Source organism: Citrobacter telavivensis (assembly GCF_041807075.1).
Taxonomy (GTDB): Bacteria; Pseudomonadota; Gammaproteobacteria; order Enterobacterales; family Enterobacteriaceae; genus Citrobacter_A; species Citrobacter_A telavivensis.
Genome location: NZ_JBGUBF010000005.1, coordinates 1 through 19,192, shown reverse-complemented (window position 1 = coordinate 19,192; position 19,192 = coordinate 1). Strand labels below are relative to the sequence as shown.

Annotated in this window: 17 protein-coding genes and 1 pseudogene; 8 read left to right on the top strand and 10 right to left on the bottom strand. The window is 53.5% G+C overall.

Annotated elements, in window-relative coordinates:
* Window positions 1–6: 6 nt before the first annotated feature.
* The 6 genes and pseudogenes from lepA to rseD form a co-directional block, all read right to left on the bottom strand.
* On the bottom strand, window positions 7–1,806 hold the full coding sequence (gene lepA / locus ACERJC_RS18780; RefSeq protein ID WP_152402865.1) for a translation elongation factor 4: 1,800 nt from the start codon (window positions 1,804–1,806) through the stop codon (window positions 7–9).
* 282 nt (window positions 1,807–2,088) lie between these two features.
* Window positions 2,089–2,568: a SoxR-reducing system protein RseC gene (gene rseC, locus ACERJC_RS18775; protein WP_152402789.1), complete on the bottom strand. Its 480-nt coding sequence runs from the start codon at window positions 2,566–2,568 to the stop codon at window positions 2,089–2,091.
* Entirely contained in the window at window positions 2,565–3,521 is a 957-nt protein-coding gene (gene rseB, locus ACERJC_RS18770; protein ID WP_152402788.1) for a sigma-E factor regulatory protein RseB, read from the bottom strand. Before rseB ends, rseC begins: the two co-directional genes overlap by 4 nt.
* Entirely contained in the window at window positions 3,521–4,171 is a 651-nt protein-coding gene (rseA, locus tag ACERJC_RS18765; RefSeq protein ID WP_152402785.1) for an anti-sigma-E factor RseA, read from the bottom strand. The genes rseB and rseA overlap by 1 nt, the downstream gene beginning before the upstream one ends.
* Before the next feature lie 31 nt (window positions 4,172–4,202).
* Window positions 4,203–4,778, bottom strand: a complete 576-nt coding sequence (gene rpoE / locus ACERJC_RS18760) for an RNA polymerase sigma factor RpoE (protein WP_000003307.1) — start codon at window positions 4,776–4,778, stop codon at window positions 4,203–4,205.
* Window positions 4,775–4,940: pseudogene (gene rseD / locus ACERJC_RS18755) on the bottom strand (rpoE leader peptide RseD). The gene rpoE and the pseudogene rseD overlap by 4 nt, the downstream one beginning before the upstream one ends.
* Before the next feature lie 384 nt (window positions 4,941–5,324).
* On the opposite strand from rseD, the gene nadB reads away from it, so the two are divergent.
* Entirely contained in the window at window positions 5,325–6,947 is a 1,623-nt protein-coding gene (nadB, locus tag ACERJC_RS18750; RefSeq protein ID WP_373672241.1) for an L-aspartate oxidase, read from the top strand.
* On the opposite strand, the gene trmN is transcribed toward nadB, so the two are convergent.
* Window positions 6,932–7,669, bottom strand: a complete 738-nt coding sequence (gene trmN, locus ACERJC_RS18745; RefSeq protein WP_152402782.1) for a tRNA(1)(Val) (adenine(37)-N(6))-methyltransferase TrmN — start codon at window positions 7,667–7,669, stop codon at window positions 6,932–6,934. The genes nadB and trmN overlap by 16 nt on opposite strands.
* Window positions 7,670–7,800: 131 nt before the next feature.
* Between trmN and srmB the strand changes: the two genes are divergently transcribed.
* On the top strand, window positions 7,801–9,135 hold the full coding sequence (gene srmB / locus ACERJC_RS18740) for an ATP-dependent RNA helicase SrmB (protein ID WP_178825532.1): 1,335 nt from the start codon (window positions 7,801–7,803) through the stop codon (window positions 9,133–9,135).
* 46 nt (window positions 9,136–9,181) lie between these two features.
* On the opposite strand, the gene grcA is transcribed toward srmB, so the two are convergent.
* Window positions 9,182–9,565: an autonomous glycyl radical cofactor GrcA gene (gene grcA, locus ACERJC_RS18735; RefSeq protein ID WP_042317514.1), complete on the bottom strand. Its 384-nt coding sequence runs from the start codon at window positions 9,563–9,565 to the stop codon at window positions 9,182–9,184.
* Window positions 9,566–9,882: 317 nt separating this feature from the next.
* On the opposite strand from grcA, the gene ung reads away from it, so the two are divergent.
* Window positions 9,883–10,572: a uracil-DNA glycosylase gene (gene ung, locus ACERJC_RS18730; RefSeq protein WP_152402777.1), complete on the top strand. Its 690-nt coding sequence runs from the start codon at window positions 9,883–9,885 to the stop codon at window positions 10,570–10,572.
* Window positions 10,573–10,605: 33 nt separating this feature from the next.
* Here the strand turns inward: ung and ACERJC_RS18725 are convergent, their stop codons facing one another.
* Window positions 10,606–11,643 (bottom strand): tRNA/rRNA methyltransferase, encoded by a 1,038-nt coding sequence (locus ACERJC_RS18725; protein ID WP_152402775.1) that lies wholly within the window; start codon window positions 11,641–11,643, stop codon window positions 10,606–10,608.
* Window positions 11,644–11,849: 206 nt separating this feature from the next.
* On the opposite strand from ACERJC_RS18725, the gene trxC reads away from it, so the two are divergent.
* The 5 genes from trxC to ACERJC_RS18700 all read left to right on the top strand — a co-directional run bounded on the left by trxC (window position 11,850) and on the right by ACERJC_RS18700 (window position 17,569).
* Window positions 11,850–12,269 carry a thioredoxin TrxC gene (gene trxC, locus ACERJC_RS18720; protein ID WP_373672240.1) on the top strand — a complete coding sequence of 140 codons (420 nt, stop codon included), beginning with the start codon at window positions 11,850–11,852 and terminating at the stop codon, window positions 12,267–12,269.
* Window positions 12,270–12,337: 68 nt separating this feature from the next.
* Window positions 12,338–13,036, top strand: coding sequence for a tRNA-uridine aminocarboxypropyltransferase (tapT, locus tag ACERJC_RS18715; protein ID WP_152402771.1), 699 nt, complete (start codon window positions 12,338–12,340; stop codon window positions 13,034–13,036).
* A gap of 35 nt (window positions 13,037–13,071) precedes the next feature.
* Complete coding sequence (locus tag ACERJC_RS18710; protein ID WP_152402768.1) at window positions 13,072–15,732, top strand: bifunctional acetate--CoA ligase family protein/GNAT family N-acetyltransferase; 2,661 nt, start codon at window positions 13,072–13,074, stop codon at window positions 15,730–15,732.
* A gap of 113 nt (window positions 15,733–15,845) precedes the next feature.
* Window positions 15,846–17,201: a CDP-diacylglycerol--serine O-phosphatidyltransferase gene (pssA, locus tag ACERJC_RS18705; protein WP_044253171.1), complete on the top strand. Its 1,356-nt coding sequence runs from the start codon at window positions 15,846–15,848 to the stop codon at window positions 17,199–17,201.
* Window positions 17,202–17,245: 44 nt separating this feature from the next.
* A complete protein-coding gene (locus tag ACERJC_RS18700) occupies window positions 17,246–17,569 on the top strand; it encodes a YfiM family lipoprotein (protein WP_178827288.1) in 324 nt (107 codons plus the stop codon).
* Here ACERJC_RS18700 and ACERJC_RS18695 read toward each other — a convergent pair.
* A complete protein-coding gene (locus ACERJC_RS18695; RefSeq protein WP_286631391.1) occupies window positions 17,566–18,864 on the bottom strand; it encodes an MFS transporter in 1,299 nt (432 codons plus the stop codon). The two genes, ACERJC_RS18700 and ACERJC_RS18695, sit on opposite strands and share 4 nt — an antisense overlap.
* Between the last annotated feature and the right edge of the window lie 328 nt (window positions 18,865–19,192).

Below are 19,192 nucleotides of genomic sequence, written 5' to 3'. Positions count from 1 at the left end.
TAAGGATTATTTGCTGTCTTTGCCGACATGCAGAATGGCGAGGAACGCTTCCTGAGGCAGTTCGACGTTACCGATCTGCTTCATACGCTTCTTACCTTCTTTCTGTTTCTGCAACAGCTTTTTCTTACGGCTGATATCACCGCCATAGCATTTTGCCAGAACGTTTTTACGCAACTGTTTCACGGTAGAACGCGCAATAATGTGCGTACCAATAGCTGCCTGAATCGCGATATCGAACTGCTGACGTGGGATCAGTTCTTTCATCTTCTCCACCAGTTCGCGACCACGACTTTGCGAGTTATCACGGTGTGTGATCAGCGCCAGCGCATCGACACGTTCGTTGTTGATCAAGACATCAACACGCACCATGTCGGAGGCCTGGAAGCGTTTGAAGTTGTAATCCAGCGATGCATAACCGCGCGAGGTGGATTTCAGACGATCGAAGAAGTCGAGTACCACTTCAGCCATCGGAATTTCATAGGTCAGCGCCACCTGGTTACCGTGGTAAACCATGTTGGTCTGTACGCCGCGTTTCTCAATGCACAGGGTAATGACGTTACCGAGGTAAGCCTGAGGCAGCAGCATATGACATTCCGCAATCGGCTCGCGCAGTTCGTAGATGTTGTTCAACGGTGGCAGCTTGGACGGACTGTCGACGTAGATTGTCTCTTTCGCCGTGGTTTCGACTTCATACACTACGGTCGGCGCGGTGGTGATCAGGTCCAGATCGTATTCACGTTCCAGACGTTCCTGAATGATCTCCATGTGCAACAGGCCGAGGAAGCCACAGCGGAAGCCGAAGCCCAGCGCGGTAGAACTTTCTGGTTCATAGAACAGGGAGGCGTCGTTGAGGCTCAGTTTGCCAAGCGCATCGCGGAAGTTCTCGTAGTCATCGGAGCTGACCGGGAACAGACCCGCGTAAACCTGCGGTTTTACCTTTTTGAAGCCTGGCAGCGCTTTTTCTGCCGGGTTACGCGCCTGCGTCAGGGTATCGCCAACCGGTGCGCCGAGAATGTCTTTGATGGCGCACACCAGCCAGCCTACCTCGCCGCATTTCAGTTCGGTACGATCAACCTGTTTTGGCGTGAAGATCCCCAGACGGTCCGCGTTATAGGTCTGACCGGTGCTCATCACTTTAATTTTATCGCCTTTGCGCAGGGTGCCGTTTTTAATACGCACCAGCGAAACAACGCCGAGATAGTTATCAAACCAGGAGTCGATGATCAGCGCCTGTAACGGGCCATCCGGATCGCCTTCCGGCGGCGGAATATCACGCACCAGACGTTCCAGTACGTCGGTCACGCCCACACCGGTTTTCGCCGAGCAGCGCACGGCATCGGTCGCATCAATACCGACGATATCTTCAATCTCTTCGGCGACACGCTCGGGATCGGCGGCTGGCAGGTCAATTTTGTTGAGGACTGGCACCACTTCGAGATCCATTTCCATCGCGGTATAGCAGTTTGCCAGGGTTTGCGCTTCTACGCCCTGTCCGGCATCCACCACCAGCAGTGCGCCTTCGCAGGCAGCAAGCGAACGGGAAACTTCATACGAGAAGTCAACGTGGCCTGGGGTGTCAATGAAGTTAAGCTGGTAAGTTTCACCATCAGCGGATTTGAAATCGAGCGTTACGCTCTGCGCTTTGATAGTAATACCGCGCTCACGCTCAAGATCCATCGAGTCGAGAACCTGCGCTTCCATTTCACGGTCAGACAGGCCACCGCAGATCTGGATAATACGGTCAGACAGCGTCGATTTACCGTGGTCGATGTGAGCAATGATCGAAAAGTTACGTATGTTCTTCATATAGTGTAATTATTGTGCCTTACGCCTGGTTGGACAGGCTTTGAGAAGTCGCTGTTCTGAGCTTAACGTCTGTTTAACTGAAACGCCGCATTCTACACTACAACGCGAAGGCGAGGAAATGTTCGTAGAGTCAGGATAGCGGGAACTGGAAACGGCATCGCTTTTCTGATGTAAAACATCGTAAAAGAAGCATGATGCCCGATGGCGCAAGCTTATCGGGCCTACTGGGCTTGCCGATCGTTAGCAGGCCGGATAAGGCGAAGCCGCCATCCGGCAAGAATATCATGGGGTCGTTTCGGCAGAGGGTGTTTCAACGCGAATCATGTCGGGCGGGAGAGCAACATTAAGAATAATGGGCTGCCAGGCTTCGCGTGCGGCAAGTTTGCGGGAATAACCGCGGGCAATCAGGAATCCGCCGACGCCACCGAGTATCGCGCCGCTTAACGCCGCAAGATCAGAGCCAAACAGCACCTGAAAAAGCGATGCGATGAGAAATAACCCCACCAGCGGCGACAGATAAACCAGCATGGCGGAACCTAACAGGCTGCCTTCGGCAATCCCCAGTTCCACTTTCTGGCCCGGCTCTAACGGCACATCGCTCGCCACGACAATGGTATGCGTGGTTTGCGGCCCCAGTTTGTTCAGCACACGGGTGCCGCAACCGGCGCGCGAAGCACAACTGCTACAGGACGCTTTCACATCGCAACTCACCAGCGCTTCGCCGTTTTGCCATGAAACCACGGTAGCCCACTCTTTAATCATTGTGAGGCTCCAAACTTAATGGTGTCGGCAATACGCTTCGCAGTCTGCGGCGGCAATTCACCCACAATGGTGATTTCCACGTTGTCGCGTACGCTGGTGCTGACCGTTCTGCGTCCGGTGCGCAGCATCTGATCGGTGCTGGCCTGAGTCGCCCGGTTTACGTTAACCGAAAAGCTAAACAGACCGTCAGAGTAGAGACGCGATTCAATCGGCATATTGTCCATCGTTGGCAACGGTCTGCGGCCGCTGGACACCTCGCTAAACCCTTTCGGAAGCCAGGTTGGATTCCAGTTGAATTTCGCTTTTTCACCCGCCGGAACGGAAAGCAGCGGCGGCAAACTGGCTTTCGCCAGCGTCTGCATGCTGCTACCCACATCCTGATTCACGGTGAAGGCGATCACCCGGAACTGCTCTAACGTTTCGCCATCGCGATCGAGAAGATCAACCCGCATTGGCAGCTTCGTTTCAGTATCCATCCAGACGATATAGCTGTAACGCGTACCATCACGCGCCACCACGCGAATCACTTCGCACAGGTGATCGGCAATACGGGTACGGCCCACCGCAATGAAATCATAGTAGGGGGCGAGACGTTTGAAATCGGTATAGATAAGCGATGGCAGGGAGTCGACGATGTAGTCACCGTTCAGGGTGAACGGTTCGAGTCCAGGCTCGAAATAGCTGATTTCATTCCCACGCTGGACCACTTCACGACGCGGACCATCCATTTGCAGCAGTTGCGCAAGCGGACGATTTTCCAGGCGTGCATGGCGATAGCGCAGAGACTCAACGCCTTGTTTCGTAATGCTGACGAATGACAGCTCGTAATTGAGTGACTGGCTGGCCACGTTCATCTGCTGCAACAACGCCCCGGACGCAGTGTTGGCCGAGGCGTTGACAGAGAAGAACAGGCTACCCGTCACAAGTGACATGGCAAACCAAAGTTGCTTCATTACTGCGATTGCGTTCCTAGAGTTTGAATTCCTGGCACCTGAACAGCGGCTTGCTGTGTCTGTGCCTGCTCAAACTGAAGCTGTTCGGAGTGCAGTCGGCGTTGCAGTTCGTAATCCTGCAACATAGCGTTGATCCGACGACGCTGCTCCTGTACCTGCTGCTGTTGCCCACCGTTTGCGGTCGCATCAGAAGGTACTCCCAGGCTTACCGGGCTGGCTTTACCCATCATCGGCAAAGTATTGAAGACCGGTGTTTCAGGCTGCTGGGACGTTTCAGATTGTCCATTATAGTGCTGGACACCAACGATAACTGCAAGCGATACGCACGCGGCAACACCCATTTGGGTAAGTTGCGCGGCCCACGGACGCATTTTTTTCCAGAACGGCATTTTCTGCCATTGCTGCGGCGCAGGCTGGGCCTCTGGAATGAATGGCACCGTCTGGCGTACCGGCTCATCTTCAATAGCGGCCATTACGCGAGCGGAAATATCGAAATGAAGAACCTCAGGTGTATCACCCCGCATTGAATCACGGATCAGGTGATAGCCTTCCCAGGTTTTTTGCATATCCGGGTCGTGAGCCAGTTCATTAAGCAACTCACTATCCAGCGTCTCGCCATCCATTAAAGCGGAAAGTTTTTCTTTCTGCATGCCTAATACCTTTTCCAGTATCCCGCTATCGTCAACGCCTGATAAGCGGTTGAACTTTATTATCAATAGCTTCCCGCGCTCGGAAGATACGTGAACGCACCGTACCCACCGGACAATCCATGATAGCGGCTATCTCTTCATAGCTCAGGCCATCCAGCTCCCGCAAGGTTATTGCCATGCGTAAATCTTCCGGGAGGGACTCAATAGTTCGGAAAACTATCTGTCTCAGTTCTTCTGACAACATTAAGTTCTCAGGGTTCGAAATTTCTTTCAGCGCACCGCCACTTTCGAAGTTTTCTGCTTCAATCGCATCAACATCGCTTGATGGCGGACGACGCCCCTGAGCCACCAGGTAATTCTTCGCTGTATTCACCGCAATGCGATACAGCCAGGTATAAAAAGCACTATCTCCCCGGAACGAATCCAGCGCACGATAGGCTTTAATAAATGATTCTTGCACCACATCGGGAACATCGCCCGACGGTACATAGCGGGAAACCAGACTCGCCACTTTATGCTGGTAGCGTACTACCAGTAAATTGAAGGCTTTCTGATCTCCCTTCTGGACCCGTTCAACCAGGACCTGGTCCGTTAACTGCTCGCTCATCCGAGGTAAAGTCTCCCCAAACCAAATTTCCACGCGTTCGCGAAACGCCACTCCATTAGCTGCACTATGAGCAAGCAACAGGTTAGAGTGTCTCGTTTTTGTAAAGTTCCGTTACGCATCTGTTTTTTGTTTGTCATGTTGTAGACGGTCATTATCTCTCATTATAAGTCTACAGAGTCCGAACAACGCACAATACCCTAAATAATTCGAGTTGCGGAAAGGGGCGACGCAGTGAATCCCCGGGAGCGTACTCCAGTACGTGACTGGGTAAGCGAGGAAAGCCAACGCACATGCAACCTGAAGTATGAAGGGTATATTGTTTAGAAATGCCCATAAACCGCGAGCAGAGTAACCCAATGGCCACTTTATTTCATCATCTAATCTGGAGCTTACGGCCTGCCACGCAAAATGAGTTACCTGGCAGATATCCGTTTACATCGCGCTTTTTTGTTTAGCCATTACAACACAACTGAAAATAAAACGTGCTGAATCGCCAATTGTGGTGCTATGCTGGCCAAACAATGTTTAGTAAATTAAACAAAAATCATGAAAACCACTCCAGATCTCTCTTGTGACGTGTTAATTATCGGTAGCGGCGCTGCCGGACTCTCGCTGGCGCTGCGTCTGGCTGAAAAGCACCAGGTTATCGTGCTGAGTAAAGGCCCCGTCAGTGAAGGCTCCACCTTCTATGCGCAGGGCGGGATTGCCGCCGTTTTCGATGAAACCGACAGTATTGATTCACATGTGGAAGATACGCTCATTGCTGGCGCCGGTATTTGCGATCGCCATGCGGTGGAGTTTGTCGCCAGCAACGCCCGCCCCTGCGTACAGTGGCTGATTGACCAGGGCGTGCTGTTTGATACTCAGGTCCAGCCTAACGGTGAAGAAAGTTACCATCTGACGCGTGAAGGCGGCCATAGTCATCGTCGCATTTTGCATGCCGCCGACGCCACCGGCAAAGAGGTGGAAACCACGCTGGTCAGCAAGGCGCAAAACCACCCGAACATTCGGGTACTGGAACGCAGTAATGCCGTCGATTTAATCATCTCCGATAAAATTGGCCTGCCCGGCACGCGACGCGTCGTCGGAGCATGGGTCTGGAACCGGAATAAAGAAGCGGTGGAAACCTGCCACGCGAAGTCCGTCGTGCTGGCGACCGGCGGTGCATCCAAGGTGTATCAATACACGACGAATCCGGACATTTCCTCCGGCGATGGTATTGCAATGGCCTGGCGTGCAGGATGCCGGGTCGCCAACCTCGAGTTTAATCAGTTCCACCCTACCGCGCTGTATCACCCTCAGGCACGTAATTTCCTGCTCACCGAAGCGCTGCGCGGAGAAGGCGCCCATCTCAAACGCCCGGACGGCACACGGTTTATGCCGGACTTTGACGCACGAGGAGAACTGGCGCCGCGCGATATCGTCGCCCGCGCTATCGACCATGAGATGAAACGTCTTGGCGCGGACTGCATGTTCCTCGATATCAGCCATAAACCAGAAGCCTTCGTGCGTCAGCATTTCCCGATGATTTATGAAAAACTGCTGGGGCTGGGCATCGACCTGACCAAAGAACCGGTGCCCATTGTGCCGGCGGCACACTACACCTGCGGCGGCGTGATGGTTGACGACTTTGGTCGCACCGATGTGGATGGCCTGTATGCTATCGGGGAAGTGAGTTATACCGGCCTGCACGGCGCGAACCGCATGGCCTCAAACTCGCTGCTGGAGTGTCTGGTCTACGGCTGGTCCGCGGCGGAAGATATCGACAGACGAATGCCTTATGCCCGTAGCGTCAACACCCTGCCCGCCTGGGATGAAAGTCGCGTGGACAACCCCGACGAACTGGTCGTTATCCAGCATAACTGGCATGAGCTGCGGCTGTTTATGTGGGACTATGTGGGGATTGTACGCACCACCAAACGCCTGGAGCGCGCCCTGCGCCGTATCACCATGTTACAGCAGGAGATCGACGAGTATTACGCCCATTTCCGCGTCTCGAATAATTTGCTGGAGCTACGCAACCTGGTACAGGTTGCTGAACTGATTGTCCGCTGTGCAATGATGCGCAAAGAGAGCCGGGGTCTGCACTACACGCTCGATTACCCGGCGCTGCTCGAGGATTCAGGCCCATCAGTGCTCTCACCGTTACATGCTCACATAAACAGATAAAATGCCTGGGTCAGCGCCGTGTAACCTTCAGAGTAACGTTGATCCGGCCCGCGAATCACCAGCCTGTCGCTAAAGCATTCTCCCTTCTTTGGGGAGAATGCCAGCAGCACCCGATGCGGCAATCGCGCCTGGGTTTCAGCAACGTCAGTGCGTAGCCGTAAATGCCAGCCCATATTTAACGCCTGCTGCGTGAAGGTATTGCCGATATTTTCCGGCAGCACGACGCACAAGAACCCCTCTTCCGTGATAAGCCCCGTCGCCGTCGCTAACAATGCGGAATGATCCAGCATCGTGGTATAACGCGCCTGCTCCCGCTGCGGCGTGGCACACTCGACACCCTGCTCGTAATAAGGTGGGTTGCTGATGATAAGGTCATATTTGACGGTCTGGCGCGCAGCCCAGAGTTGAACATCTTCGGCCTGTACGATCACCCGATCCGCCCATGGCGATCGGGCAACATTTTCTTTCGCCTGTGCGGCGGCGTCGCTATCCAGCTCCACGGCATCAACGGTGACGCTTTCATCGGTACGCTGCGCCAGCATCAGCGCCAACAGGCCGCTGCCGGTCCCGATATCAAGGATCCGCTTTACACCTGCCACCGGTGCCCATGCCCCTAACAGAATCCCATCTGTACCGACTTTCATCGCACAACGATCGTGCGCGACAAAAAACTGTTTAAAAGTAAATCCATTACGACGAAGGACGGATGTAGACTGAGGCATGAATTAAAAACCTTGCAGGAAAAACGGCAACAGCACCTGGTGGAAACAATACCTGAGAAGCGATATCCATACAAACAGATGAAGATTGCAGCCGTAACGTCTATAATCAGCGCCCCACACAGAGGTAGAACATGACTGTAACGACTTTTTCCGAACTTGAACTCGATGAAAGCCTGCTGGATGCCCTCCAGGAAAAAGGCTTCACTCGCCCGACCGCCATTCAGGCTGCCGCCATTCCGCCTGCGCTCGAAGGCCGTGACGTACTCGGTTCTGCGCCGACAGGCACCGGTAAAACGGCGGCGTATCTGCTGCCAGCGTTGCAGCACCTGCTCGACTTTCCGCGTAAAAAATCCGGTCCGCCGCGTATTTTGATCCTGACGCCGACACGCGAACTGGCAATGCAGGTCGCCGATCATGCCCGTGAACTGGCCAAAAACACCCACCTGGATATCGCGACGATTACCGGCGGCGTAGCGTACATGAACCACGCCGAAGTGTTCAGCGAAAACCAGGATATCGTGGTCGCCACCACCGGGCGTCTGATGCAGTATATTAAAGAAGAGAATTTTGACTGCCGCGCCGTGGAAACGCTGATCCTCGACGAAGCTGACCGAATGCTGGATATGGGCTTTGCCCAGGACATCGAGCACATCGCCGGGGAAACGCGCTGGCGCAAACAGACTCTGCTGTTCTCCGCCACGCTGGAAGGCGATGCGATTAAAGATTTCGCCGAGCGTTTGCTGGAAGAGCCGGTTGAAGTCTCTGCGACACCATCAACCCGCGAGCGTAAGAAGATTCATCAGTGGTATTACCGCGCGGATAACTTCGAGCACAAATTCGAACTGCTGAAGCACCTGCTGAAACAAGACGATGCCACCCGTACCATCGTATTTGTCCGCAAACGTGAGCGCGTGCACGAACTGGCTGAAAAACTGCGTCTGGCGGGGATCAACAACTGCTATCTCGAAGGTGAGATGGCGCAAGTCAAGCGTAACGAAGGTATTAATCGTCTTACTGACGGTCGCGTTAACGTGCTGGTTGCCACCGACGTTGCCGCGCGTGGAATCGATATTCCAGACGTCAGCCACGTGATTAACTTCGACATGCCGCGTAGCGGAGACACCTATCTGCACCGTATTGGTCGTACGGGCCGCGCCGGTCGCAAGGGGACGGCAATCTCGCTGGTCGAAGCGCACGATCACCTGCTGCTGCTGAAAATTGGCCGCTACATCGAAGAACCGCTGAAATCAAGGGTGATTGATGAGTTGCGTCCAACTTCACGCGCGCCGAGCGAAAAGATGACGGGCAAACCGTCGAAGAAAGCGCTCGCGAAACGCGAAGAGAAGAAAAAAGAGAAAGACAAAGATAAACCGCGCGTGAAAAAACGCCATCGCGATACCAAAAACATTGGTAAACGTCGCAAGCCGAGTGCGGCAACGACGCCGCAGGAATCAAACGAAGAATAAAAAAAACGCCGGGGGGAACCCGGCGTTTTTATTTAAACGTTAAGCCTTACAGGCTTTCAGTAAAGGTACGAGCGATAACGTCGCGCTGCTGTTCCGGCGTCAGTGAGTTAAAGCGCACGGCATAGCCAGAAACACGGATAGTCAGCTGCGGATATTTTTCCGGATGCTTAACCGCATCTTCCAGCGTTTCGCGACGCAGAACGTTAACGTTCAGGTGCTGACCACCTTCCACACGGACTTCCGGTTTTACTTCCATCGGAATTTCGCGGTACTCAATTTCACCCAGTTTGCTGACCGCTACCACGTCGTCTTCGGCAAAACCGGCTTTCGCCACGATGCAGCGTGCTTCGCCTTTTTCGCTGTCCAGCAGCCAGAAGGAATTCAGCAGATCGTCATTAGCGGCTTTAGTAATCTGGATACCTGTAATCATTGTGATGCCTCCCCGGCAAATTATTTGATTAGGGTTGGCCGCCTCGCGGCCAATTGGTAAAACCATTGTTGCTTGAGTGTATATATACCCCCCTAACACCCTCGATTCATTGATTTAAATCAATAAAATCCACACATCAAACATGGTGATTGGATGATGTTATTGTTTTACATCAACTTACGCCATGTGCAGGCATAAACTTTTTACACAAATTTTCAACTTTATTAAGTGCATAGCACACACCGCTGCGGAGAGAATTTTGCGCCATCGAAAGAAGCAGTTAAGCTATGGTGATTAAAAATTCGCAGGAGAGCGAGATGGCCACTGAATTAACCTGGCACGATGTGCTGGCTGAAGAGAAACAGCAGCCCTACTTTATGAATACGCTGCATACCGTTGCCGGAGAGCGTCAATCCGGGATAACGGTTTATCCGCCGCAAAAAGATGTGTTCAATGCGTTTCGCTTCACCGAGCTGGGTGATGTTAAGGTCGTGATCCTTGGACAGGACCCGTACCACGGCCCCGGTCAGGCGCATGGTCTGGCGTTTTCCGTTCGCCCCGGTATTGCCACGCCCCCCTCGCTGCTGAACATGTATAAGGAACTGGAAGGGTCAATCCCCGGTTTCACTCGTCCTGCCCACGGTTATCTTGAAAGCTGGGCGCATCAGGGGGTTCTACTGCTCAATACGGTATTAACCGTGCGGGCGGGTCAGGCGCATTCTCATGCCAGTCTGGGATGGGAAACCTTTACCGATAAAGTGATCAGCCTGATTAACGAACATCGTGAAGGGGTAGTTTTCCTGCTCTGGGGCTCTCATGCGCAGAAGAAAGGCGCGATTATTGACAAGAAACGTCACCATGTACTGAAAGCGCCTCACCCCTCACCGCTCTCGGCACATCGTGGGTTCTTTGGCTGTAACCATTTTGTCCTGGCGAATCAGTGGCTGGAACAACGCGGCGAAAAGCCGATTGACTGGATGCCTGTTTTACCGGCAGAGAGCGAATAAAAAAATGCCAGCGATTCGCTGGCATTTTTTCTGTCAGGCTTTGTTCTGACGCCACCATTCGGCAAGCAACACACCGGTTGCCACCGAGACGTTCAGGCTTTCAACGTGACCCGTGCCATCGATTTTCACGCACAGATCGCTGGCATCGCGCGCCGCATCCGGCAAACCGTCAAATTCCTGACCTAACACCAGCACCATTTTCTCTGGCAGTTCGGTTTTAAACAGCGGCTTGCCGCGTTCGCTGGACGTTGTCACCACGGTGTAGCCCGCCTGACGGAAATCATCCAGCACATCAACGATGCTGTCGCCGGTAATCGGTTGAACGTGTTCGGCACCGCCTTCTGCAGTACGAATCGCCGCGCCGGATTCCAGTAGCGCCGCATCCTGCACCACCACGCCTTTCACACCGAAGTGCGCGCAGCTACGCATCATGCCGCCAAGATTGTGCGGGTTAGAAACATCTTCCAGCGCTAACACGCAGTCCTGCGTGCCCGCCTGGCTCACCCACTGCTTCACCGTGGTGCCGTTACGTTTTTTAATCAGGAAGCAGACACCGCCGTGATGCTCAGTTCCTGAGGCTTTCGTCAGTTCCGCTTCATCAACCACATGGTACGCTTTGCGGTTTGCCGCCATCCAGCGTAATGCTTCTTTGAAACGTGGCGTGACGCTCTGAATGAACCAGGCACGGACAATCGCTTCCGGACGGCTCTGGAACAGGGCCTGACAGGCATTTTCACCGTAAACGCGGGTCTCTTCCGCACGCTGACGACGTAAGACTTCAGGATCAATAAAGCTTTTACCACTGATACCACCGTGATCGGCTTTTTCAGGCGTTTCATCACTCGGCGCGCGGGATACGGTCCGCCACGGCGAGTCTTCACGCTTGCGATCGCGGTTCTGAGGGGTTCTTTCATCGCGGGCGGGGCGACGGCCACCGTCGGCACGAGATTTTCCTGGACGCCCGCCACCTTTCCCGGTACGCGGGTTATGGGTACGTTTATCAGAATCATCATCACTGCGGACATACATCACTTTGACCTTGCCGCTTTTACTTTTCAATTCATCGTTCATGCTTTTCTCCACCAGCGCTGCGCGAAGCGCGCAGATTACCCGATGTGCACCAGGTTAGCCATTATTTCATTTAAAAGCTTATGACTATTGTACTCATTGAATAAAACAGATTGTCGTTTAAAACAGTCTCATCGATAATATGTAACATATTGGAAACATACCGGCATTTCTGCCGTTCAACACCCCGACGCATCCAGAGGTTTGTTATGAATACCGTTTGTACCAGCTGCCAGGCCATCAACCGCATTCCCGACGATCGGGTTGAGGATGCGGCAAAATGCGGACGCTGTGGTCACGACCTGTTCGACGGGGAGGTGATCAATGCGACCGGTGAAACACTGGAGAAACTGCTCAAAGACGATCTGCCCGTGGTGATCGACTTTTGGGCACCGTGGTGCGGCCCGTGCCGTAACTTCGCCCCTATATTTGAAGATGTCGCCGAAGAGCGCAGCGGCAAAGTTCGCTTCGTGAAGGTCAACACGGAGGCCGAACGTGAGCTCAGCGCGCGCTTTGGTATCCGCAGCATTCCCACCATTATGATCTTCAAAAATGGTCAGGTTGTCGACATGCTGAACGGCGCGGTTCCCAAAGCGCCATTTGACAACTGGCTGAACGAATCACTGTAAACTCCGCGGGGCGCATCTTGTGCCCCGTTTTCACCTCTGCGACAATAGCGTTTTTCAACGCATTCACTATGACTGAAAACGCTGTTCTCAAGCTTCGCGCTGAACGTCTGGCGCGCGCCACTCGCCCGTTTCTCGCCCGAGGCAATCGCATTCGCCGCTGCCAGCGCTGCCTGCTGCCGCTGAAACTTTGCCTGTGCGCGACGCTGTCACCCTCTCGGGCGACAAGCCGTTTTTGTCTGGTGATGTTTGATACGGAACCGATGAAACCGAGCAATACCGGACGTCTGATCGCCGATATCTTACCGGACACCGCCGCGTTTCAATGGTCACGAACAGAACCGCCGCAGGCCATGTTGGATCTGGTGAAAAACCCGGATTATCAACCGATCGTCGTCTTTCCTGCATCGTATGCCGGAGCCGAACGTGAGGTGATTTTTACCCCACCAACAGATAAGCCTCCGCTGTTCATAATGCTCGACGGCACCTGGCCGGAAGCGCGTAAGATGTTCCGCAAAAGCCCGTATCTCGACTCTCTACCCGTGATCTCGGTGGATCTGTCGCGTCTGTCGGCCTACCATCTGCGCGAAGTCCATGCCGAAGGGCAATATTGCACGGCCGAAGTCGCCATTGCGCTGCTGGATCTGGCCGGGGATACCGATGCGGCAAGCGGCCTGGGCGAGCACTTTACCCGCTTTAAAACGCGCTACCTTGCAGGAAAAACCCAACATCAGGGAAGCATCACAGCAGAATCGGCAGAAAGCGTTTAGAATCATTCGGTCACTTCTGTGTAAGGGAAACCGGTATGAGTCAGCGAGGACTGGAAGCGCTTCTGCGACCAAAATCGATCGCGGTAATTGGGGCATCGATGAAGCCCAATCGGGCTGGTTATCTGATGATGCGCAACCTGCTGGCGGGAGGATTTAACGGTCCTGTCTTGCCGGTAACCCCCGCCTGGAAAGCCGTTCTGGGCGTCCTGGCCTGGCCCGATGTTGCCAGCCTGCCTTTCACCCCCGACCTCGCCGTATTGTGCACCAATGCCAGCCGCAATCTGGCATTGCTGGAAGCCCTGGGGGAAAAAGGCTGTAAAACCTGCATTATTCTCTCGGCCCCCGCCGCGCAACATGCAGAACTACTGGCCTGTGCGCAACGCTACAACATGCGTCTGCTTGGGCCTAACAGTCTTGGCCTGCTGGCCCCCTGGCAGGGGCTGAATGCCAGCTTCTCACCGGTCCCGATTAAACGCGGCAAGCTGGCGTTTATTTCTCAGTCCGCCGCGGTCTCCAATACCATTCTCGACTGGGCGCAGCAGCGGGAAATGGGGTTCTCCTACTTTATTGCACTCGGTGACAGCCTGGATATTGATGTCGATGAGCTGCTGGATTATCTGGCACGCGACAGCAAAACCAGTGCCATTCTGCTTTACCTCGAACATCTCAGCGATGCCCGACACTTTGTTTCCGCCGCCCGTAGTGCCTCACGCAATAAACCAATCCTGGTGATTAAGAGCGGTCGCAGCCCGGCGGCACAGCGGTTATTGCATACCAGCGCCGGAATGGATCCTGCCTGGGATGCCGCCATCCAGCGCGCCGGTTTGCTGCGCGTGAATGATACCCACGAGCTTTTTTCCGCAGTGGAAACGCTCAGCCACATGCGCCCTCTGCGCGGTGACAGGCTGATGATCATCAGTAACGGTGCCGCACCTGCAGCGCTGGCGCTTGATCAACTCTGGTCACGTAACGGCAAGTTGGCCATGTTGAGTGAAGAGACCAGTCAGAAGCTGCGCGATGCTCTGCCTGTCCATGTTGAGATCGCCAACCCGCTGGACCTGCGCGACGATGCCAGCATTGAGCATTACACCCGAACGCTGGATATCCTGCTCGCCAGCCAGGATTTTGACGCGCTGATGGTGATTCATTCCCCCAGCGCCGCCGCCCCCGCAACCGAGTGTGCTCAGACGCTGATTGAATCCGTTAAGCATCATCCACGCGGAAAATTTGTCTCGCTGTTGACCAACTGGTGTGGGGAGTTTTCCTCCCAGGAAGCCCGCAGACTGTTCAGTGAAGCCGGACTCCCCACTTATCGCACCCCGGAAGGGACTATCACCGCGTTTATGCATATGGTCGAGTACCGGCGAAACCAGAAACAACTGCGTGAAACGCCGGCCCTGCCCAGTAATCTGACGTCCAACACGGCCCAGGCGCATGATCTGCTTCAGCAGGCAATTGCTGAAGGCGCGACTTCGCTTGACACCCATGAGGTTCAGCCGATCCTGCAGGCTTATGGCTTGCATACGCTCCCGACCTGGATTGCCGGCGACAGCATCGAAGCCGTCCATATTGCGGAACAAATTGGCTATCCGGTTGCACTGAAGTTGCGTTCGCCGGACATCCCGCACAAATCTGAAGTTCAGGGCGTCATGCTTTACCTGCGCACGGCAAATGAAGTTCAGCAGGCAGCCAACGCCATTATCGATCGCGTGAAAATGGCCTGGCCGCAGGCGCGGATCCACGGTCTGCTGGTGCAAAGCATGGCGAATCGTGCTGGGGCACAGGAACTGCGCGTGGTGGTTGAACACGATCCGGTGTTTGGCCCATTGATTATGTTGGGTGAAGGCGGCGTGGAGTGGCGTCCTGAAGAGCAGGCCGTGGTGGCATTACCTCCGTTGAACATGAACCTGGCGCGCTATTTAGTGATTCAGGCGATCAAAAATAAAAAGATCCGCGGCCGCAGTGCGTTGCGCCCATTGGATGTTGCAGGATTAAGCCAACTGCTGGTCCAGGTCTCAAACCTGATTGTCGACTGCCCCGAGATCCAGCGTCTGGATATTCATCCGCTGCTGGCCTCCGCCGGTGAGTTCACTGCTCTGGACGTCACGCTGGATATCGCCCCATTCGAGGGCGATAACGAAAGCCGTCTTGCCGTGCGCCCCTACCCGCAGCAACTGGAAGAGTGGGTGGAGATGAAAAACGGCGAGCAATGTCTGTTCCGCCCTATCCTGCCCGAGGATGAACCTCAGCTTCAGCAGTTTATTTCCCAGGTCACCAAAGAAGATCTTTATTACCGTTATTTCAGTGAGATAAATGAATTTACTCATGAAGATTTAGCTAACATGACGCAGATCGACTACGATCGGGAAATGGCGTTTGTCGCGGTGAGGCGCGTAGAACGAACGGAAGAGATCCTCGGCGTGACCCGTGCGATCTCCGATCCGGATAACATTGATGCAGAATTTGCCGTGCTGGTTCGTTCCGATCTCAAAGGGTTAGGATTGGGTCGTCGATTGCTGGAAAAATTGATTACCTATACACGAGATCACGGACTGAGAAGGCTGAATGGTATTACGATGCCAAATAATCGTGGCATGGTCGCGCTGGCGCGTAAGCTTGGCTTTAGCGTGGATATCCAGCTCGAAGAGGGAATCGTCGGGCTGTCGCTGGATCTGGCTCCGCCCGAGGAATCGTGAGTAAGGTACTGGAAATGTTGACCACTTTGACGGGGACGGTGTTATCATTGCCCGCTTATGTCGTCTGCATAGCACAGAGGACCCTTCAATGAACAGAGAAGAAATGCACTGTGATGTTGTCAAAATTTAAGCGTAATAAACATCAACAACACCTTGCCCAACTACCTAAGATTTCTCAATCAGTTGATGATGTCGATTTCTTTTATGCTCCCGCCAGGTTCAGGGAGACCCTGCTGGAAAAGATAGCCAGCGCGAAGCAGCGCATTTGCATTATTGCCCTGTATCTGGAACAGGACGACGGTGGCAAAGGCATTCTCAGCGCGCTATACGAGGCGAAACGGCAGCGTCCTGAATTGGATGTTCGGGTACTCGTCGACTGGCATCGTGCGCAGCGTGGACGTATTGGCGCGGCAGCATCCAATACTAATGCCGACTGGTATTGCCGGATGGCGCATGAAAATCCGGGAGTCGATGTTCCAGTATACGGCGTACCGATCAATACCCGTGAAGCCCTCGGCGTTCTGCACTTTAAAGGCTTTATCATCGATGATAGCGTCCTGTATAGCGGTGCTAGTCTGAACGATGTTTATCTGCATCAGCACGATAAATATCGCTATGACCGCTATCAGTTAATCCGCAACGCCCGAATGGCTGACATCATGTTCGAATGGGTGACCCAGAACCTGATGAACGGTCGTGGCGTGAATCGTCTGGATAACACCCAGCGTCCGAAAAGCCCGGAGATTAAAAACGACATTCGTTTATATCGCCAGGAGTTACGCGACGCCGCTTATCACTTCCAGGGCGATGCCGATAATGAACAGCTGTCCGTGACGCCATTGGTCGGTCTGGGGAAATCCAGCCTGCTGAACAAAACCATTTTCCACCTTATGCCCTGTGCGGAACATAAGCTTACGATTTGCACCCCCTATTTCAACCTGCCAGCAATTCTTGTCCGCAACATCATTCAACTGCTGCGGGAAGGGAAAAAGGTTGAGATCATTGTGGGAGACAAAACCGCCAACGACTTTTATATCCCGGAAAACGAGCCATTTAAGATAATCGGCGCACTACCCTATCTCTATGAGATTAACCTGCGTCGTTTCCTGAGCCGTTTGCAGTATTACGTAAATACCGATCAGCTGGTCGTTCGCCTGTGGAAAGACGACGATAACACCTACCATCTCAAAGGGATGTGGATCGATGACAAGTGGATGCTGTTGACCGGGAACAACCTCAACCCGCGCGCCTGGCGTCTGGATCTGGAAAATGCGATCCTGATCCACGATCCTAAGCAAGAATTGGCTGCGCAGCGAGAGAAAGAGTTGGCGCTGATTCGTACGCATACCACCGTCGTTAAGCACTATCGTGACTTGCAGAGCATTGCCGATTACCCGGTAAAAGTTCGCAAACTGATCCGTCGATTGCGTCGTATTCGAATCGACCGGCTGATAAGCCGTATTCTGTAAGCGAGACCCCGTCCTGAACGGGGTTTTTTCTATGGGGACCGCGGGTGCGCGTTATTTTTCTTCTTAGTGTTTTTACTCTGTCAGGCTGTAGCCATATGGCGCAGGACAGCTGGAGTGGGCAGGACAAAGCACAGCACTTTATTGCTTCCGCGATGCTCTCAGCCGCAGGCAATGAGTTCGCTCAGCATCAGGGGATGAACCGCGATCGCAGTGCGATGGTGGGTTTGATGTTCTCGGTCGGTCTGGGGGCAGCAAAAGAACTTTGGGATAGCCGCCCCGCAGGGAGCGGCTGGAGCTGGAAAGACTTTGCCTGGGATGTCGCCGGCGCAACGACCGGCTATACCCTCTGGCAAATGGCACATCACTAGAGACGCAGACCTTTCCCTTTTCGATGCAATGTCAGCGAGACCAGAAATGCCACGATCGACATAGCGGTGACATACCAGAAGAACGAGGTCTCCATGCCGACCGATTTCAGCGACAGCGCCACATATTCCGCAGAACCACCAAACAGCGCATTCGCCACGGCATAAGAAAGCCCCACACCCAGTGCGCGAACCTGCGCCGGGAACATTTCAGCTTTCAAAATACCGCTGATTGAAGTGTAGAAGCTGACGATCAACAGCGCACACATCACCAGACCAAATGCTGCATACGGTGAAGTCACATTCTGAAGTGCGGTCAAAATAGGCACAGTAAACAGGGTTGCCAGCGCACCGAAGCACAACATAGAGGTACGTCGGCCAATTTTATCTGACAGTGCGCCAAACAGCGGCTGCACGAGCATATAAACAAACAGCGCCGCCGTCATAATGCCGCTCGCCACATTGGCATGCATACCTGCGGTGTTCACCAGATACTTTTGCATATATGTGGTGAAGGTATAGAAGCACAGCGATCCTGCCGCAGTGAAACCCAGCACCATGATGAAGGCTTTGCGGTTACGCCATAACCCTTTCAACGATCCCGCCTCTTTCAGCGCACGAGTTTCCTGCTTTGACGTTTCATCCAGTTGACGACGCAACCAAAGCGCCACTACCGCCAGCACAGCACCTAAAGCGAAAGGAATACGCCAGCCCCACTCCCTGAGTGCTGAATCTTCCATGGTCTGCTGTAAGACAACCACAACGAGCAGAGCCAACAGTTGACCGCCAATAAGCGTGACGTACTGAAAAGAGGCGTAGAACCCCTTACGGCCTTCTACGGCAACTTCACTCATATAGGTTGCGCTGGTGCCATACTCCCCGCCAACGGATAACCCCTGGAACAAACGCGCCAGCAATAACAGTGCCGGAGCCCAGGTTCCGATGGTTTCATAACCCGGCAGGCAGGCGATCACCAGCGATCCCAGACACATCATGCACACGGACAAAAGCATGGATTTCTTACGGCCATGTTTATCGGCGATGCGACCGAATAGCCAGCCGCCAATAGGACGCATTAAGAACCCGGCGGCAAAAACACCTGCGGTTTGTAGTAGCTGCGTTGTCGTATTTCCGGAAGGAAAGAAGATGTGGGCAAAATAGAGCGAGCAGAACGAGTAGACATAGAAATCAAACCATTCAACCAGATTCCCGGATGATGCGCCTACAATTGCCCATATGCGACGACGGGTATCACTGTCAGTCAGTGACCCGGTCGCAGTTACACTGCTTTCAGTCATTAGAATGGTACTCCTGCCAAAGTTCCGATTGTTCTTTTCGGTTGTGTTTGCTGTCATTTTTAGTAAATAAAATGTTATATAATTGTTATATTTTATTATGAGACAGGGATCACGATTTTAATTAGCAGGGAAAGAATTTAGGAGTAAGCGTAGGAGATTTGAAAGGTTTAGAAGTAGATATAAACGCAAAAAGGCCATCCTCAGGATGGCCTCTTCACTGAACTGCAGATAAAACAAAAAAACCCCATGCTTTCGCATGAGGTTTTCCTGTTTATTTGATGCCTGGCAGTTCCCTACTCTCACATGGGGAGACCCCACACTACCATCG

What these genes read in the sequence shown, in the direction of transcription:
- rseC (WP_152402789.1), bottom strand. Translation starts at nt 2,568, where the DNA reads ATGATTAAAGAGTGGGCTACCGTGGTTTCATGGCAAAACGGCGAAGCG.
- trxC (WP_373672240.1), top strand. Translation starts at nt 11,850, where the DNA reads ATGAATACCGTTTGTACCAGCTGCCAGGCCATCAACCGCATTCCCGAC.
- lepA (WP_152402865.1), bottom strand. Translation starts at nt 1,806, where the DNA reads ATGAAGAACATACGTAACTTTTCGATCATTGCTCACATCGACCACGGT.
- ACERJC_RS18710 (WP_152402768.1), top strand. Translation starts at nt 13,072, where the DNA reads ATGAGTCAGCGAGGACTGGAAGCGCTTCTGCGACCAAAATCGATCGCG.
- ACERJC_RS18725 (WP_152402775.1), bottom strand. Translation starts at nt 11,643, where the DNA reads ATGAACGATGAATTGAAAAGTAAAAGCGGCAAGGTCAAAGTGATGTAT.
- nadB (WP_373672241.1), top strand. Translation starts at nt 5,325, where the DNA reads ATGAAAACCACTCCAGATCTCTCTTGTGACGTGTTAATTATCGGTAGC.
- rpoE (WP_000003307.1), bottom strand. Translation starts at nt 4,778, where the DNA reads ATGAGCGAGCAGTTAACGGACCAGGTCCTGGTTGAACGGGTCCAGAAG.
- srmB (WP_178825532.1), top strand. Translation starts at nt 7,801, where the DNA reads ATGACTGTAACGACTTTTTCCGAACTTGAACTCGATGAAAGCCTGCTG.
- ACERJC_RS18695 (WP_286631391.1), bottom strand. Translation starts at nt 18,864, where the DNA reads ATGACTGAAAGCAGTGTAACTGCGACCGGGTCACTGACTGACAGTGAT.
- rseB (WP_152402788.1), bottom strand. Translation starts at nt 3,521, where the DNA reads ATGAAGCAACTTTGGTTTGCCATGTCACTTGTGACGGGTAGCCTGTTC.
- grcA (WP_042317514.1), bottom strand. Translation starts at nt 9,565, where the DNA reads ATGATTACAGGTATCCAGATTACTAAAGCCGCTAATGACGATCTGCTG.
- pssA (WP_044253171.1), top strand. Translation starts at nt 15,846, where the DNA reads ATGTTGTCAAAATTTAAGCGTAATAAACATCAACAACACCTTGCCCAA.
- rseA (WP_152402785.1), bottom strand. Translation starts at nt 4,171, where the DNA reads ATGCAGAAAGAAAAACTTTCCGCTTTAATGGATGGCGAGACGCTGGAT.
- ung (WP_152402777.1), top strand. Translation starts at nt 9,883, where the DNA reads ATGGCCACTGAATTAACCTGGCACGATGTGCTGGCTGAAGAGAAACAG.
- tapT (WP_152402771.1), top strand. Translation starts at nt 12,338, where the DNA reads ATGACTGAAAACGCTGTTCTCAAGCTTCGCGCTGAACGTCTGGCGCGC.
- trmN (WP_152402782.1), bottom strand. Translation starts at nt 7,669, where the DNA reads ATGCCTCAGTCTACATCCGTCCTTCGTCGTAATGGATTTACTTTTAAA.